Annotated in this window: 10 protein-coding genes; 1 reads left to right on the forward strand and 9 read right to left on the reverse strand. The window is 69.4% G+C overall.

What is annotated here, in order from left to right; genetic code table 11:
• Positions 1–43: 43 nt before the first annotated feature.
• From WB794_RS01060 to WB794_RS01070, 3 genes are read right to left on the reverse strand one after another with little or no spacing between them, the layout of a single operon-like run.
• On the reverse strand, positions 44–1,024 hold the full coding sequence (locus tag WB794_RS01060; protein ID WP_337333980.1) for a glycosyltransferase family 2 protein: 981 nt from the start codon (positions 1,022–1,024) through the stop codon (positions 44–46).
• Positions 1,021–1,407, reverse strand: coding sequence for a GtrA family protein (locus tag WB794_RS01065; RefSeq protein WP_337333981.1), 387 nt, complete (start codon positions 1,405–1,407; stop codon positions 1,021–1,023). Before WB794_RS01065 ends, WB794_RS01060 begins: the two co-directional genes overlap by 4 nt.
• Positions 1,404–3,431 (reverse strand): hypothetical protein, encoded by a 2,028-nt coding sequence (locus tag WB794_RS01070; protein WP_337333982.1) that lies wholly within the window; start codon positions 3,429–3,431, stop codon positions 1,404–1,406. Before WB794_RS01070 ends, WB794_RS01065 begins: the two co-directional genes overlap by 4 nt.
• Positions 3,432–3,489: 58 nt before the next feature.
• Between WB794_RS01070 and glmU the strand changes: the two genes are divergently transcribed.
• A complete protein-coding gene (gene glmU / locus WB794_RS01075) occupies positions 3,490–4,854 on the forward strand; it encodes a bifunctional UDP-N-acetylglucosamine diphosphorylase/glucosamine-1-phosphate N-acetyltransferase GlmU (protein ID WP_337333983.1) in 1,365 nt (454 codons plus the stop codon).
• Positions 4,855–5,159: 305 nt separating this feature from the next.
• Here glmU and WB794_RS01080 read toward each other — a convergent pair whose 3' ends face one another.
• The 6 genes from WB794_RS01080 to WB794_RS01105 all read right to left on the reverse strand — a co-directional run bounded on the left by WB794_RS01080 (position 5,160) and on the right by WB794_RS01105 (position 13,352).
• Complete coding sequence (locus WB794_RS01080; protein WP_337333984.1) at positions 5,160–5,546, reverse strand: phasin family protein; 387 nt, start codon at positions 5,544–5,546, stop codon at positions 5,160–5,162.
• A 200-nt stretch (positions 5,547–5,746) separates the two neighbouring features.
• Positions 5,747–6,109, reverse strand: coding sequence for a 6-carboxytetrahydropterin synthase QueD (gene queD / locus WB794_RS01085; RefSeq protein WP_337333985.1), 363 nt, complete (start codon positions 6,107–6,109; stop codon positions 5,747–5,749).
• Between the two features lie 6 nt (positions 6,110–6,115).
• Positions 6,116–8,443 (reverse strand): S9 family peptidase, encoded by a 2,328-nt coding sequence (locus WB794_RS01090; RefSeq protein WP_415926622.1) that lies wholly within the window; start codon positions 8,441–8,443, stop codon positions 6,116–6,118.
• Positions 8,444–8,459: 16 nt separating this feature from the next.
• The gene (locus WB794_RS01095; RefSeq protein WP_337333986.1) at positions 8,460–9,152 is read right to left on the reverse strand and encodes a glutathione binding-like protein; all 693 of its coding nucleotides are present in this window, start codon (positions 9,150–9,152) and stop codon (positions 8,460–8,462) included.
• Positions 9,153–9,514: 362 nt separating this feature from the next.
• Positions 9,515–11,293 (reverse strand): acyl-CoA dehydrogenase C-terminal domain-containing protein, encoded by a 1,779-nt coding sequence (locus tag WB794_RS01100; protein WP_337333987.1) that lies wholly within the window; start codon positions 11,291–11,293, stop codon positions 9,515–9,517.
• A gap of 283 nt (positions 11,294–11,576) precedes the next feature.
• A complete protein-coding gene (locus WB794_RS01105; RefSeq protein ID WP_337333988.1) occupies positions 11,577–13,352 on the reverse strand; it encodes a 3-hydroxybutyrate oligomer hydrolase family protein in 1,776 nt (591 codons plus the stop codon).
• Positions 13,353–13,361: the final 9 nt, after the last annotated feature.

A 13,361-nucleotide genomic window follows, 5' to 3' on the forward strand; every position in this document is an offset into this window, starting at 1 on the left:
TCAGGCGCAGACACGCGGGAACCCCCGCGCGCCCTTGCCTGCCTCACCGTCCTTCGCGCGCCTTCAGGCGCGGATGGACCGGCATCCGTGGCTCCGCGTTGACGTCGAAGTTGAGCCAGGACAGCAGCATCTGGCTGCCCAGGATGATCGGCAGGGCCGCGAGCATGACCGTGCCCGCGGTCGCGGGCGTGCCGCTTCGCACCGACTCGACCCACTGCAGGGCACCATAGCCGGCGCCCCACGCCCACAGTGCGGTACCCAGAACCAGCTCGACGCTGGCGAGCGAAAAGCCGCGCACGAAGTAGTCGTACAGCACCCGCCGCGCGGTGTTGCGCGCGTGCCCGAGGAGAAAAGGACCGATCACCCGCAGCGGGCGCAGGCTGGAAGGTTCGCCTTCATAGCGCGCCTCCATCGGGACATCGGCCACCACCGCGCCCAGCGCATTGAGGTGGTAGAGCAGATCGGACTCGAAGAAATAGCGCCGCGCCACGCGCTCCAGCTCCAGCTCGCCCGCCAGCTCGCGCCGGATCGCGGTGTAGCCGTTGGTGGGATCGGCAACCTGCCAGTAGCCGCTAGACAGCTTGGTCAGGAACGACAGCACCGCGTTTCCCGCCAGGCGAACCCAGGGCATCTGCCGCACGAAGCCGATGCGGTGGAAGCGGTTGCCCTTGGCGTAATCCGCCAGGCCTGCCAGCAGGGGCGCAGCAAAGCGCGGCAGCAGCGCCGGATCCATCTGTCCGTCGCCGTCGATCTTGACGATGACTTCGGCGGGCGTGTCCAGCGCCGCCCGGTATCCAGTCATCACCGCGCCACCCACGCCCTGGTTCAGCGCGTGGCGCAGCACCTGGACGCGCGGATCGCGGCAGTTTTCCTCAATCCAGCCGCCGCTGCCCTCGGGGCAGGCATCGTCCACCGCGAAGATCCAGCCCACCTCGGGGCCGATGGCCGCGATCACGTCCAGCACCTGTTCCCGCACCCGGAAACAGGGAATGACGACGGCAATGCGAGCGGGCAATGTATTCATGCGGCGCGGTAGACCCAGTGGCGGGAAATGAAGAAGCTTGCGACGGCCAGCGCGGCTTCCACGACGGGCTTGGCGATCCAGGCCGCCTGCAGGCTGAGGTTCGACGCGATGGCGGCCAGGCCGAGCGTGCTCGCCGCGGTCAGCAGCAGCCACGCCGCGAGAAAGCGAACCAGCGCCGCACGCCCCAGGCGCGATCCGGGCCCGCCGAAGGTGAAGCGGCCGTTGAGCCAGAAGCCGAGCATGGCACCGCAGACGCGGCCGATCACGTTCGCCAGCCCCAGCGCCAAGCCGGCGCGACTGAGTCCGATCGTGACGGCGGAATCGAGCACGAGCTGGACGCCGCCCATCAGCAGAAACAGCGGCACCTGGCGCAGGATGCTCACCTGCCCGCCTCCTCGGCTTCGGGCATCCGCCACCACTCGGCCGGGCCGACCGCGGAAAACCGCCGCGCGCCGGCCTGTTCGAGCGCACGCAGGCGCACTGCGCGCGTGGAATTGCGCCGCACGATCACGTCGCTGGCCCCCTCGTCGCGCAGCAGCGCGACCCAGGCGCTGCCGTCGGGCACCTCGTCGGCGAGCCGGGCGGCACGCCGGAGGTCCGGGTCGTACCAGACCGTGGTGCGCCCGCGACTGCCGGCTTCGGCGAAATAGGGGTTCGCATCGTCGAGAAAAACCACGGTGCCGGACGGCGCCCCCGCCTTTCGCAGCTGGCGCATCAGCACCCGCTCCGGCACGTAGGTCTCGAACACCGGCCGATCCGCACCAAGACGCGCAACGCTCAGCCGCACCGCGCCCTCGCGCATCATCCACTGGGCGCTCGCCTGGAACGCCAGATTCGCCGCGCAGACCAGTACCACCACCGCCGCACCCAGGCGCGGCTGCCACCGCATCGCGGCGATTGCCGCCACCACCGTCACCAGCACCATGCCCGGAAAGGCGTAGCGCAGGTATTGCAGGGCCAGCAGCGGGACGAACAGCAGCGCGAGCGAAAGGCCCATCGCCAGCCGCGCGCCGGGCCGCACCAGTGCGAGAGCCACCGCGCCCGCCAGCGCCAGCACCGCAAAGCCGGCCGACCCCGCATGGCTCTCGTTGAAGTCGTGCGTGCGAAAGGTCATGTCCCACAGCAGCGTCGGCCCGAATCCCGTCGCCCAGCGCGCGTCGAGCATGTTCTCGGGTTTGAAATAGGGCGAATGGAACCAGCCGTTGAACAGCGGCAGGAACGGATTGCCCGCAATCACCAGCGCATAGGTATAGCTCGACCCGGCCACCAGCGCGAAGAGGAGCGCGAGCGCCGCGATGCGGCGCGCAGGGGGCCAGGGAAAACGCACCAGTGCGATGAGCAGCAGCAAGGCCGCGAGCACCGCCGCGGTCAGTTTCAGCGCGGCCAAGCCCGCCGCCAGCAGGACCACGGCCAGCCAGCCGGGCCAATCCAGCGTGCGGCGCTCCACCACCAGCGCCAGCAGCCAGGCCAGAAGCGCCGTGGTCGGAAGCTCGGTGTGCATGCTGCCCATGAGGGTGGCGGTCAGCGGGAAGCTGCAAAACAACGCGATCGCGAGCCAGCGAACCCGGGCCGGCGCATTCAGCGCCCGTCCCAGGCGCCACAGCCCGCCCGCCGCGATCGCAAGCCACATCGCGTTGACCGGCCCGCGCGCTTCCGCCCTGCCGATGAGCTGCGCCATCGCGTGCACCACGTCCGAGGCCCAGGGTGCCAGCGCCCAGACCTGCGTCGAGGGATCGAGCAGGTAGCGGCCCTCCAGCTGGAGCTGCCAGGGCAGGCGCAGGTGGTAGGCGAGATCGTCGAACTGCAGGGTCGGAAGCCACGCCCCCGTGCTGGCCAGGCCCAGGACCAGCACGGCGAAGGCCGCCGACGCCGGCGCTTCCCGGGTCGCCCGCAACCACGCCCCGCCAAGCCGGCGGAGCGAACGCATGATCGTCCTGCGTCGAAAGAAGATCGCCGCCAGGGCCAGGCCCAGATACAGCAGGCCCCAGTGCAGCGGCAGCGGCAGCAGCCATCCGACCGCACCCGCGATCACCACCAGCCCGAGCGCGAGCTGGAGCCCTGCCGCTTCGCGCGAGCCGATTGCGCTGCCGAGCGCCAGCGCCGCGCCAGCGAGGATCAGGGTCGCGAGCGTCGGAAGCGGCCCCGCGAAGAGCACCAGGCCCAGGCCCCAGAACGCGGCCAGCGCACCGGCCAGTGAGACGCCGAACAGGCATCGCGCGAGCCAGGCGCAGGCCAGCGCCACGGCCGCAATGCCGAGGCCCTCCAGCGCGCGCATCGACGGAAGCTGCTCCCACATCCGGTAGTGCACCACGCCGCCGGCAAGAAGCAGTGGGCCAAGCCACAGGAGACCGCTGCCGGCAATCGTTGAAAAGCGCGGCGAAGCCCGGCGCAGAGAATCGGATTCCATCGCGCATATGCTACACGGCCGCCCGCCGATAGAATCCGGTGCAGGAACGGGAGGATGCATGAACAACGCGCTCAACGTGGTTATACTCGCCGCCGGGGAAGGCAAGCGCATGCGCTCGTCGCGGCCCAAGGTGCTGCAGCCGATCGCCGCGCGCCCGATGCTGGCGCACGTGATCGACGCCGCGCGCGCTCTCTCGCCTGCCGCCATCCACATCGTCCACGGGCACGAAGGTGCGGCGGTCCGCGCCGCCTTTGCCGATGACGCCGACCTGCGCTGGGTGGAACAGGCGCAGCGGCTGGGCACCGGGCACGCCGTGGCCCAGGCCATGCCCGGCATCGGCGACGACGCCCGCGTGCTGGTGCTCTATGGCGATGTGCCGCTGCTGCGCGCCGAAACGCTGTCCCGCCTTCTCACGGCGCAAGGCGCACTGGCCGTACTGGTGGCCGAACTGGATGACCCGACCGGCTATGGCCGCATCGTGCGCGACGCCGAGGGCCGCGTCGCCGCCATCGTCGAGGAGCGCGACGCGGATGCGGACCAGAAGCACATCCGCACCGTCAACACCGGTCTGGTCGCCGCCGATGCCGCCGCGCTGCGGCGCTGGCTGGCGGCACTGTCCAACCACAACGCCCAGGGCGAGTACTACCTCACCGACATCTTTGCGATGGCGGCATCCGCATTCACGCCCGCGTGCATGGTGCAGGTGTCCGACGCGCAGGAGATCGAGGGTGCCAACGATCTGTGGCAGCTCGCCCGGCTCGAACGCGCCTTCCAGCTTCGCGCCGCGCGCGCGCTGTGCGAACGGGGCGTGCGCCTGGCCGATCCGGCGCGCCTGGAGCAGCGCGGCACGGTGCGCGTCGGGCGCGAGGTCGAAATCGATATCGACGTGGTGCTCGAAGGCCGGGTGGAACTGGGCGACGGCGTGCGCATCGGTCCTTTCACCCGCCTGCGCGACGTGACGCTCGGGCCGGGCACGCAGGTCAAGGCGCACTGCGACCTGGAAGGCGTGGTGTGCGCGGCGAACGCGCAGATCGGCCCCTACGCGCGCCTGCGCCCGGGCACGGAGCTGGCCGACGGCGCGCACGTGGGCAACTTCGTGGAGCTCAAGAACACGCGACTGGGCCCGGGCAGCAAGGCCAATCACCTGAGCTATCTGGGCGACGCCCTCGTCGGCGCGCGGGTCAACATCGGCGCGGGCACCATCACCTGCAACTACGACGGGGTGAACAAGTCGCAGACCACCATCGGCGACGACGCCTTCATCGGCTCCAACAGCGCGCTGGTGGCACCGGTGGAGGTGGGCGAAGGGGCTACCCTGGGTGCCGGCACCGTGCTCACCAAACCCGCCCCGGCCAACCACCTCACCGTGGCCCGCGCCCGCCAGACCACCATCGAAGGCTGGCAGCGGCCGAAGAAGCGCTGAGGGCCCCGATGCTGCGATGCAGGAGCGACCTTGGTCGCGATGGGAATGCCCGCCAGCCGGTGCCGCTTCGCAATGCACCCGACGCCTTTATCGCGGGCAAGCCCGCTCCTGCCGGGCCGCGCTGATCTCGATGTTGCAATGGATGCAGGAGCGCCCTTGGTCGCGGCCGGGATGCCCGGCCTGCTGCATCCGGAGCCCGGGCAAAAAAAAACCGGCAAGGCCAAAGCCTCGCCGGTTGGAAAGCGTCGCCGCAAAATCGAGGGAGGGAGGGCGGCGACGCGCTTGCGGGGTGGTGCGGCTGCGGATCAGGCAGCGGCCTTGGCAGCCTTGCTGGCGGCCTTGGTCACGGTCTCGCTCGCGGTCTGGAACTCGGCGCGGAACAGCTGGCCGATGGCCTCGGAGGTCTTGAGTGCCTGGCCCAGCACTTCCTGGCTGGTGGAATAGAGCTGCTCGGACGAATTCTTCACCAGGGCAACGCTCTTGGGCCAAATGTCCTTGGCGCCTTCCAGGTCGGCCACGTCGCCGGCCTCGGACAGGAACTCGACCGACGACTTCAGGCCGGCCTCGGCGGACTTGAGCTGCAGGTTGACGATGCGCTCGAAGCCCTCGAACGCCAGGGTGTTGGCCTGCAGCGCCGACTGGGCGAACTGGCGGGCCACGGAAGCAAACGGGAGAGTGAACTGCGTGGACATGTTCGAAATCCTCTGGGAGTGGCGGATGGTGGGCATAGCCTAGCGCACAATTTTGTGCAGTGCAACATCCAACAGCAAGAAGTCGCTTAATCCACGCCTGTTTTACAGGCAGATGATTGTTATTGCAGGATTTTTTACAGGCCCCCGAAGAATGCCGCAGCGCACTAAATGGCGCGCGGAGCCGCGATCCCGGCTCCGCGCTACGCCGCCGGGCCGCTGTAGACGCAGCCCGAGGTACAGGTCTCGTGGATCACCACGCGCGAGAGCGGCGGCAGGGTCGGCTTGAGCTGATCCCAGATCCAGCGCGCGAGGTTCTCGCTGGTGGGGTTTTCCAGCCCCGGCACCTCGTTGAGGTAGTGGTGATCGAGCCGGTCGAACACCGGCTGGAAGGCGCGCTTGATGTCCGAGAAGTCCATCACCCACCCGGTCTGCGGCCCGGGTTCGCCACTCACGTGCAGTTCGATCAGGAAGGAGTGGCCGTGCAGGCGCGCGCACTTGTGGCCCTCGGGCACGTTGGGCAGCCGGTGCGCGGCCTCGATGTGGAAGCGTTTGAAAATGTCCATGGCCGATCAGCCCTCCGGGCTCAGGCAGTGCGCAAAGAACGCCTCGGTAAGACGCATGCGGTGCAGGCTGTTGTGGCGCTCAAGGCCGTGCTTGGCACCGGGATAGGTCATCAGGTCGAACTGGATGCCGCGCTTTTGCAGCTCGCCCATGAGCTGGGTGCTGTGGGTGAACAGCACGTTGTCGTCGGCCATGCCGTGTACCAGCAGCAGGCGCGAGCGCAGCCCGTCGAGGTGGGCGAACACGCGCGAATCGGCATAGCCTTCCGGGTTGTTGCCGGGAAGATCCATGTAGCGCTCGGTGTAGTGGGTGTCATAGAGCGCCCAGTCGGTGACCGGCGCACCGGCTGCGCCGCAGGCGTAGGTCTCGGAGGCCTTGGCCAGCAGCATCAGGGTCATGTAGCCGCCGTTCGACCAGCCGAACACGCCGATGCGCGCGCCGTCCACGCCCGGCTGCCGCGCCAGCCAGCGCGCGCCCATCACCTGGTCTTCCACTTCCACCGCGCCCTGATGGCGAAACAGCGCGCCGCCGAACTTGGCGCCGCGCCGCGGGGTACCGCGGTTGTCGAGGCTGAAGACCACATAGCCCTGCTGGGCCAGATACTGCGCGAACAGGGCATCTCCGCGCGCGGGCCAGGTTCGCAGCACGGTCTGCGTCGCCGGGCCGCCGTAGACGTAGACGATCGCCGGGTACTTCTTCGCCGGATCGAAATCGGGCGGCGTGATCAGGCTGTAGTGCAGCGTACTGCCGTCCGCCGCCGCCAGGGTGCCGAATTCGGGCGCGCGGTGCGCGGCAAGGTACGGTGCATAGGGATGCGAGGGTTCGGCCGGGTCGTTGCGCAGGAGCATGGCGAGGCGCTTGCCGCCGGCCTCGTGCAGGGTGCTTTGCGGCGGCTGGGTCGGGCTGGAGTAGCTGTCGACGTAGACCTTGGCGTTCTTGCTGAAGCTCACCGTGTGGAAGCCCGCCTCTTGTGTCAGGCGCGTCAGCTCGCCGCCCGCGAGCGGCACCGCGTAGGCGTGCGATTGGGTGGGAGACTCGCGCGTGCCGCCGACGTAGGCCAGCCCCGCCTTTTCGTCCACGCCCAGAAGGCTGTCCACCACCCAGTCGCCCGCGGTGAGCGCGGTCGCCTCGCCCTGCGCATCCACCAGATAGAGGTGCTGGAAACCCGAGCGTTCGCTCATCCAGAGGAATCGACCGTCCTTGAGGAAACGCAGCCCGTTGTGCAGCGGCACCCAGGTCGCGCTGGTTTCGGTCACGAGGGTGCGCTGCGCACCGCTCGCAAGATCGACTTCGATCAGGTCCAGCCGGCGCTGGTCGCGGCTCTGGCGCTGGAAGGTCAGATGCCCGGCATCGCGCCAATCGACCCGCGCCAGATAGATGTCGCGCTCCGGCCCCAGATCGATCCTCTGCGGCGCAGGCGCGCCCATGCGCTCCTGCACGCGCACCCGGCGCGGGCCGTCCGAGGTTTCGATGGCATGGGCGACAGTGCCGGGCGGCGTGAGGAACTCCGCCGGGCGGGTGACAAAGAGATCGATCAGGACGTTTGGATCGCCCGCCGCCGGATAGCGCTGCTCGACGACCTCGGTGCGGTCGGGGTAAACCTCGTGGCGCTTCTGCACCGGCACCGGGGTCTCGTCGATGCGTGCGTAAGCGATGGCACTGTCGTCCGGGGCCCACCAGTAGCCGGTATGGCGATCCATTTCCTCGTCGGCCACGAACTCGGCCACGCCGCTGCCGATCACTTCCGAACCGTCGGCGGTGAGCTGCACTTCGCGCCCGCTCTCGATCTCCACCACCCACAGGTTGCGCCCGCGCACGAAGCTGACCCAGCGCCCTCGCGGCGACACCCTCGGATCGGTGGCGAAGCCCTCTCCCGATGTGAGCTTGCGCACCGCCTTCCCGGCCTTCGCGCCAAGGTCGTAGAGGTACAGCTCGCCGCCCAGCGGAAACAGCAGGCGGCGCGAGTCCGGTGCCCACTGGTAGGCCACGATGCCCGAGTAGGCAGCGATGCGCTGGCGCTCGCGCCGCGCCTTTTCCTCGTCGGAAAGCATCTCGGTGCCGGGCAGCACGTCGCTGGCGGCCACCAGACGTCGGGTCTGGCCGCTGGCAATGTCGTACTCCCACAGGTCGAGGCGATAGCCGTCGGCCTCGCCGCCGCGCAGGAAGGTGACGCGGCTGCCGTCGGGCGCGATCTTCGGCTGCATCAGCGAGGGGCCGGCCAGCGGCACGTCGCCGGCGATCGCTTCGAGCGTGAGCTTTTGCACGGCGACAGCGGCGGTGGCAGCGGGAACGGTCATGGCAAGCAGAAAAACGGCAAGGTATCGGGCGAAAGGCATCGGGGCGTCTCCGGCATCAGGAGGCAGGCGCGGTGCCGCCGAACAGGACGGCGCGCTGGGCGTCATCCAGCGGCGTGCGTTCGATCTTCCCGTCCCAGGCATAGGCACGCTGCACCGCCGGGCGCGCCGCGATGGCGTCAAACCAGCGCTGCACCTGCGGATAGTCGCCAAGATCCACCTTCTGCTGCGCATGCGATGCGATCCACGGGTGGCAGGCCAGGTCGGCGATGGAAAGGCCGTCGCCCACGATGAACCGGCGATCCTTCAGACGCGCATCGAGCACCCCGTACAGGCGCCGGGTTTCGCGCTCGTAGCGTTCGATGGCGTAGGGAATCTTCTGCGTCGCGTAGGTACCGAAGTGGTGGTTCTGCCCCAGCATCGGCCCCAGCCCGCCGACCTGCCAGAACAGCCATTCCAGCACCTCGATCCGCGCGCGCGGATCGGCGGGGATGAGCTTGCCGGTCTTCTCCGCCAGGTACAGCAGGATCGCGCCCGACTCGAACACCGACACCGGCGCGCCGCCGTCGGCCGGCGCGCGGTCGACGATGGCCGGCATCTTGTTGTTGGGCGAGATCGCGAGGAACTCCGGCTTGAACTGGTCGCCGCGCCCGATGTCCACCGGGAACACGGTGTAGGGCAGCCCCGCTTCTTCGAGGAACAGGGTGATCTTGTGCCCATTGGGCGTGGGCCAGTAGTGAAGATCGATCATGGCGCGCTCCGGCAGCGGCGAGGGAAGACTCCACTGTACTTGCTCGCGCGACGCGCGGCTTGTGCGAAAAGTCCCCGCTCGCCTGCACAATCGCCGCAGGTCGACCCTACGCGGCCGACGGACGCGTACTCGGAGAAAGCCGTCGCCTCGTTCCTGCCGTCCATGCGTCGGGGCCGTGGCCCCGACCTGTGATGTCCGCCCATCGCATCGCGGCCAAGGCCGCTCCCACAACGCAGATTCGCAAGCTTTTGTGGAAGCACGGGCCTGCCCGCGATCCAGACGTCCTTGGAACCGTCGGGGACGTGACCCCGACCTACCCGCATCGCCGCAGGTCGTAGCTCAGCACGGCCGACGGGTTGAAATCAGAACCGCTCCTCCGGGAACTCCGCAATGGCGCTGGCACCCGCGAGCACCTGCTCGCGCAGGCCGGCGACGCGGGTCAGCAGGTGGTCGGCGTAGAAGCGCGCGGTCTTGAGCTTGGCGGTATTGAAGCCCGCATCGCCCTCGCCGGCATCGAGCCGGCGTCGCGCCACGCTGGCCATGCGCGCCATTTGCCAGCCACCGCAGGTCAGACCGGAGAGTACGAGAAAGGGCACCGAGCCGGCGTGCACCGCGATCGGATCCTTCGCGTAATTCTGCACCACCCAGGCCGCGCTGGCTTCGAAGGCTTCCAGCGCGGACGCCAGGCGCGCGCGGATCGCGGTCAGATCCGGGTCGCGTTCGTCCAGCGCATCGACGGCGGCGCGAATCTGCGCGGCAATGGCCGCGGCGGCGGCACCGCCGTCGCGCGCGGTCTTGCGGCCGATCAGGTCGTTGGCCTGGATCGCGGTGGTGCCTTCATAGATCGCGGTGATGCGCGCGTCGCGCAGGTGCTGGGCGGCACCGGTTTCCTCGATGAAGCCCATGCCGCCGTGTACCTGCACCCCAAGACTGGTGACTTCATTCGCCGCTTCAGTGGCCCAGCCCTTGTGGATCGGCACCAGGAATTCGGCCAGCGCCTGCGCCTCCTTGTTGCCGGCACGGCCGTGATCGAGCAGGGACGCGAGCGTCATCGAGAGCGCGCGGTTGGCTTCGGTGATGGCGCGCATGGTCAGCAGCATGCGGCGCACGTCGGGCTGGCGCGCGATCGGCGCGGTCGGTCCGCGCGGGTTGGAAATGTCGCGCCCCTGCAGGCGCTCGTGCGCGTAGGCGGCGGCCTGCTGGTAGGCGCGCTCGCCGATGGCGATGCCCTGCACGCCGACCGCATAGCGGGCCTCGTTCATCATGATGAACATGTACTCGAGACCGCGGTTGGCCTCGCCCACGAGGTAGCCGATGGCCCCGTCCTTTTCGCCGAAGTTGAGCACCGCGGTGGGGCTGGCGTGGATGCCGAGCTTGTGTTCGAGCGAGGCGCAGCGCACGTCGTTGCGCGCGCCGAGCGAACCGTCGGGATTGACCAGGAACTTGGGCACCACGAACAGCGAAATGCCCTTCACGCCCTCGGGCGCATCGGGCAGGCGCGCCAGCACCAGGTGCACGATGTTTTCGGTCATGTCGTGCTCGCCCCAGGTGATGAAAATCTTCTGCCCGCTGACGCGGTAGTGATCGCCTTCGGGCACGGCGCGGGTGCGCACCAGGGAAAGATCCGAGCCGGCCTGCGGCTCGGTGAGGTTCATGGTGCCGGTCCAGCTGCCGTCGATCATCTTCGGCAGATAGGTCTTCCTGAGGTGATCCGAGCCCACCAGCACCAGCGCCGAGACCGCGCCGGCGGTCAGCATCGGGCACAGCGAGAACGACAGGTTGGCCGACATCACCATTTCCGACACCGGACTGGAAACGATGTTGGGCAAACCCTGGCCGCCCCACTCGACCGGAAACGGCAGCGCGTTCCAGCCCGATTCGCAATACTGGGCGTAGGCGTCGCGGAAGCCCGGCGCGCTGGTGACCTCGCCGTCCTTCCAGCGGCTGCCCTTGATGTCGCCTTCGCGGTTGAGCGGCGCGAGTACCTGGGCGGAAAACTTGCCGGCCTCTTCCAGCACCGCGTCGATCAGCTCGCGGCTGGTGTCCGCATGGCCCGGCAGCGCCTGGACGGCGGGCACGTCGATCAGGCTGTCGAGCACGAAGCGCAGGTCGTCGAGCGGCGGGGTGAAGGCGGTGCTCATGGCGGAAACTCCGTCGGCAAAATAGACTGGCATCGTAAACAGTACGGCGCAGTATGGCGAGCAGATGCTCTAAAACCGGAGCTGCGCCTGTGCTCCACGCCTCGTACCGCAAGAATGCGCGCTGCCGTCGCTCGCGCGAAGGCGCGGGCCCGGCGACTTTTTCCAGGTATTCAGCACCGCGGCGAAATCGCCTCCGGCTGTTCCGCCCTGCGAGAAACCCGCGTAGGGCGGAGCCCGCGCAGCGGTTTCCGCCGGTCCCGGATGCATGCCTTCGAGGGCCGGGTCAGTGCGGTGCCTCTCCCGGCAACGGCACGCGCGGATCATCCAGGTGCACCATCACAGCGTCCAGCGCGGCATGGACCTTGGGCAGCAGCGGCACGAAGCGCCGGCCGTAGTCGGGAAAGGCCAGAAACGCGTCGAAGTGCTGCGCATCGGGCACGATCCACAGCGGCACCTCGCGCCCTGCGGCGCGTGCCATCTCGACGTAGGGCCGGCTGCTGAAGGCCAGCGGGATCAGGCCGTCGTCGCGGCCGTGCACCACGATCACCGGCAGCCCCGCGCGCGGCGGTGAGGCGCGGGTTTCTTCGACCCCCGCAGAGACGCGCTCGCTCGCCACGTGATCGCGCCACAGCATGTTCAGGCAGCCGATTCCCGGCAGATCCGGATCCTCGTCTGCACGGCCGGGATCGATCAGGGCGATGCCGTTGCCCGGCGGAATGCCCGAGCCGTCGCTCCACCACAGCGCGCGCTCTTCCGCGGAGGCCGCGCGCGGCGCGCCGGCCGGGCCGAGCGGTGCCCAGGAAAACCCGCAGGGATGTTCGCCCGGCGCATGGCGACCGTAGGCCGAGGCGTAGGTCGCCGCCACCGCGCGCCACAGGTCGAAGCCGGTGGAAATTGCACCGCTGCGCAGGGCGTGGTCGTCGAAGCCGTAGCGCTTGAGCGTCGCCAGCGCCTCGCGCGCCTGCACGTCGAGATCGCCGCGCGGCAGCATGTCGTTGTCCGCGTAGCTCTTGCAGCGCGCCGCGCCCGCTGCGCGCAGGGCGTCCGGGCTGGGCGGCTGCGGCCAGTCCTCGATCGCCAGGAGCGCGCAAGGCATCAGCACCGCGGCGAGCGTGGCGTAGTCGTAGAGCGACCGCGCGCCCTCGGCACGCGCGTAGACATTGGGTTCGCCCGCGACCACGGCGTCGATCAGGCCGTCCTCGACTTCGGCCGCGCGCAGCACCGCGCCGCCGCCGTTGGAAATGCCCACCGCGATCACCCGCACGTGGCCGGCATCCATGCGATGGCCCGGGAATTGCCCGGCCAGCACCTCAAGTCCGTAGCGCACGGCCTGGCGCACGTGCCGGCCCCAATCGGCCTCCGGATTGTCCATGGAATGGGCGTGCTTGAAGGCGATGCCGCGCGGTTCGAGCGAGACCTCGGCATCCGGCGCGAACGCCAGCTCCTCGCCCGCCTCGACGCGGCCAACGGTGCCGTCGAGGCGGACGCCCAGCCCGGCATCCAGGTCGAAGTAATCCGTCCCCGCGCCCTTGTCGGTGTAGGCCACCGCGCAGCCGCGCGGCAGCGCCCACGGCCCGGCCACGGCGATCGCGCCGTAGACCCCGCGCGAGCCCGATGCCGGTGCCACCACCAGACAGGGATGCGCCGGATCGAAGGCGTCCGGCAACTGCAGCAGCACGCGGTGCGGCTGGCGCGCACCGTCCAGCCGCGCCAGCGCCGCGAACTCGCGCCCCGGCACCGAAGGCAGCGAATCGCCGGCACCGCCGCCCGGACGCAGGTCGGCGATGCCGCGCCAGTTCGACCAGATGGCGCGACGGCGAAGCTCTTCAGGCGAGGGCGACGCCGGATTTTCGACCGCGGGCGGCGTCATGGCGCGCAGGCCGTCGATTCCCAGGCCCGCCGTGAGCAGGTCGTCCGCGCCGCGGTGGATACTCTGGCGGATCGGCCCGAAGGTGCGGTCGGCGGTATTGGTGGCTGAAGTCATCGGCGTGGCCGCGCAGCCGGCCAGGCCCAAGGCCGTGGCCGCCGCGATCAGGAGTCGGGAAAGGGATGGATTCATGGCCCAAAC

Origin of the sequence: Denitratimonas tolerans (assembly GCF_037203605.1) — a bacterium.
GTDB lineage: Bacteria > Pseudomonadota > Gammaproteobacteria > Xanthomonadales > Xanthomonadaceae > Denitratimonas > Denitratimonas tolerans.

What these genes read in the sequence shown, in the direction of transcription:
- WB794_RS01060 (WP_337333980.1), bottom strand. Translation starts at nt 1,024, where the DNA reads ATGAATACATTGCCCGCTCGCATTGCCGTCGTCATTCCCTGTTTCCGG.
- WB794_RS01070 (WP_337333982.1), bottom strand. Translation starts at nt 3,431, where the DNA reads ATGGAATCCGATTCTCTGCGCCGGGCTTCGCCGCGCTTTTCAACGATT.
- glmU (WP_337333983.1), top strand. Translation starts at nt 3,490, where the DNA reads ATGAACAACGCGCTCAACGTGGTTATACTCGCCGCCGGGGAAGGCAAG.
- WB794_RS01080 (WP_337333984.1), bottom strand. Translation starts at nt 5,546, where the DNA reads ATGTCCACGCAGTTCACTCTCCCGTTTGCTTCCGTGGCCCGCCAGTTC.
- queD (WP_337333985.1), bottom strand. Translation starts at nt 6,109, where the DNA reads ATGGACATTTTCAAACGCTTCCACATCGAGGCCGCGCACCGGCTGCCC.
- WB794_RS01090 (WP_415926622.1), bottom strand. Translation starts at nt 8,443, where the DNA reads ATGCCTTTCGCCCGATACCTTGCCGTTTTTCTGCTTGCCATGACCGTT.
- WB794_RS01095 (WP_337333986.1), bottom strand. Translation starts at nt 9,152, where the DNA reads ATGATCGATCTTCACTACTGGCCCACGCCCAATGGGCACAAGATCACC.
- WB794_RS01100 (WP_337333987.1), bottom strand. Translation starts at nt 11,293, where the DNA reads ATGAGCACCGCCTTCACCCCGCCGCTCGACGACCTGCGCTTCGTGCTC.
- WB794_RS01105 (WP_337333988.1), bottom strand. Translation starts at nt 13,352, where the DNA reads ATGAATCCATCCCTTTCCCGACTCCTGATCGCGGCGGCCACGGCCTTG.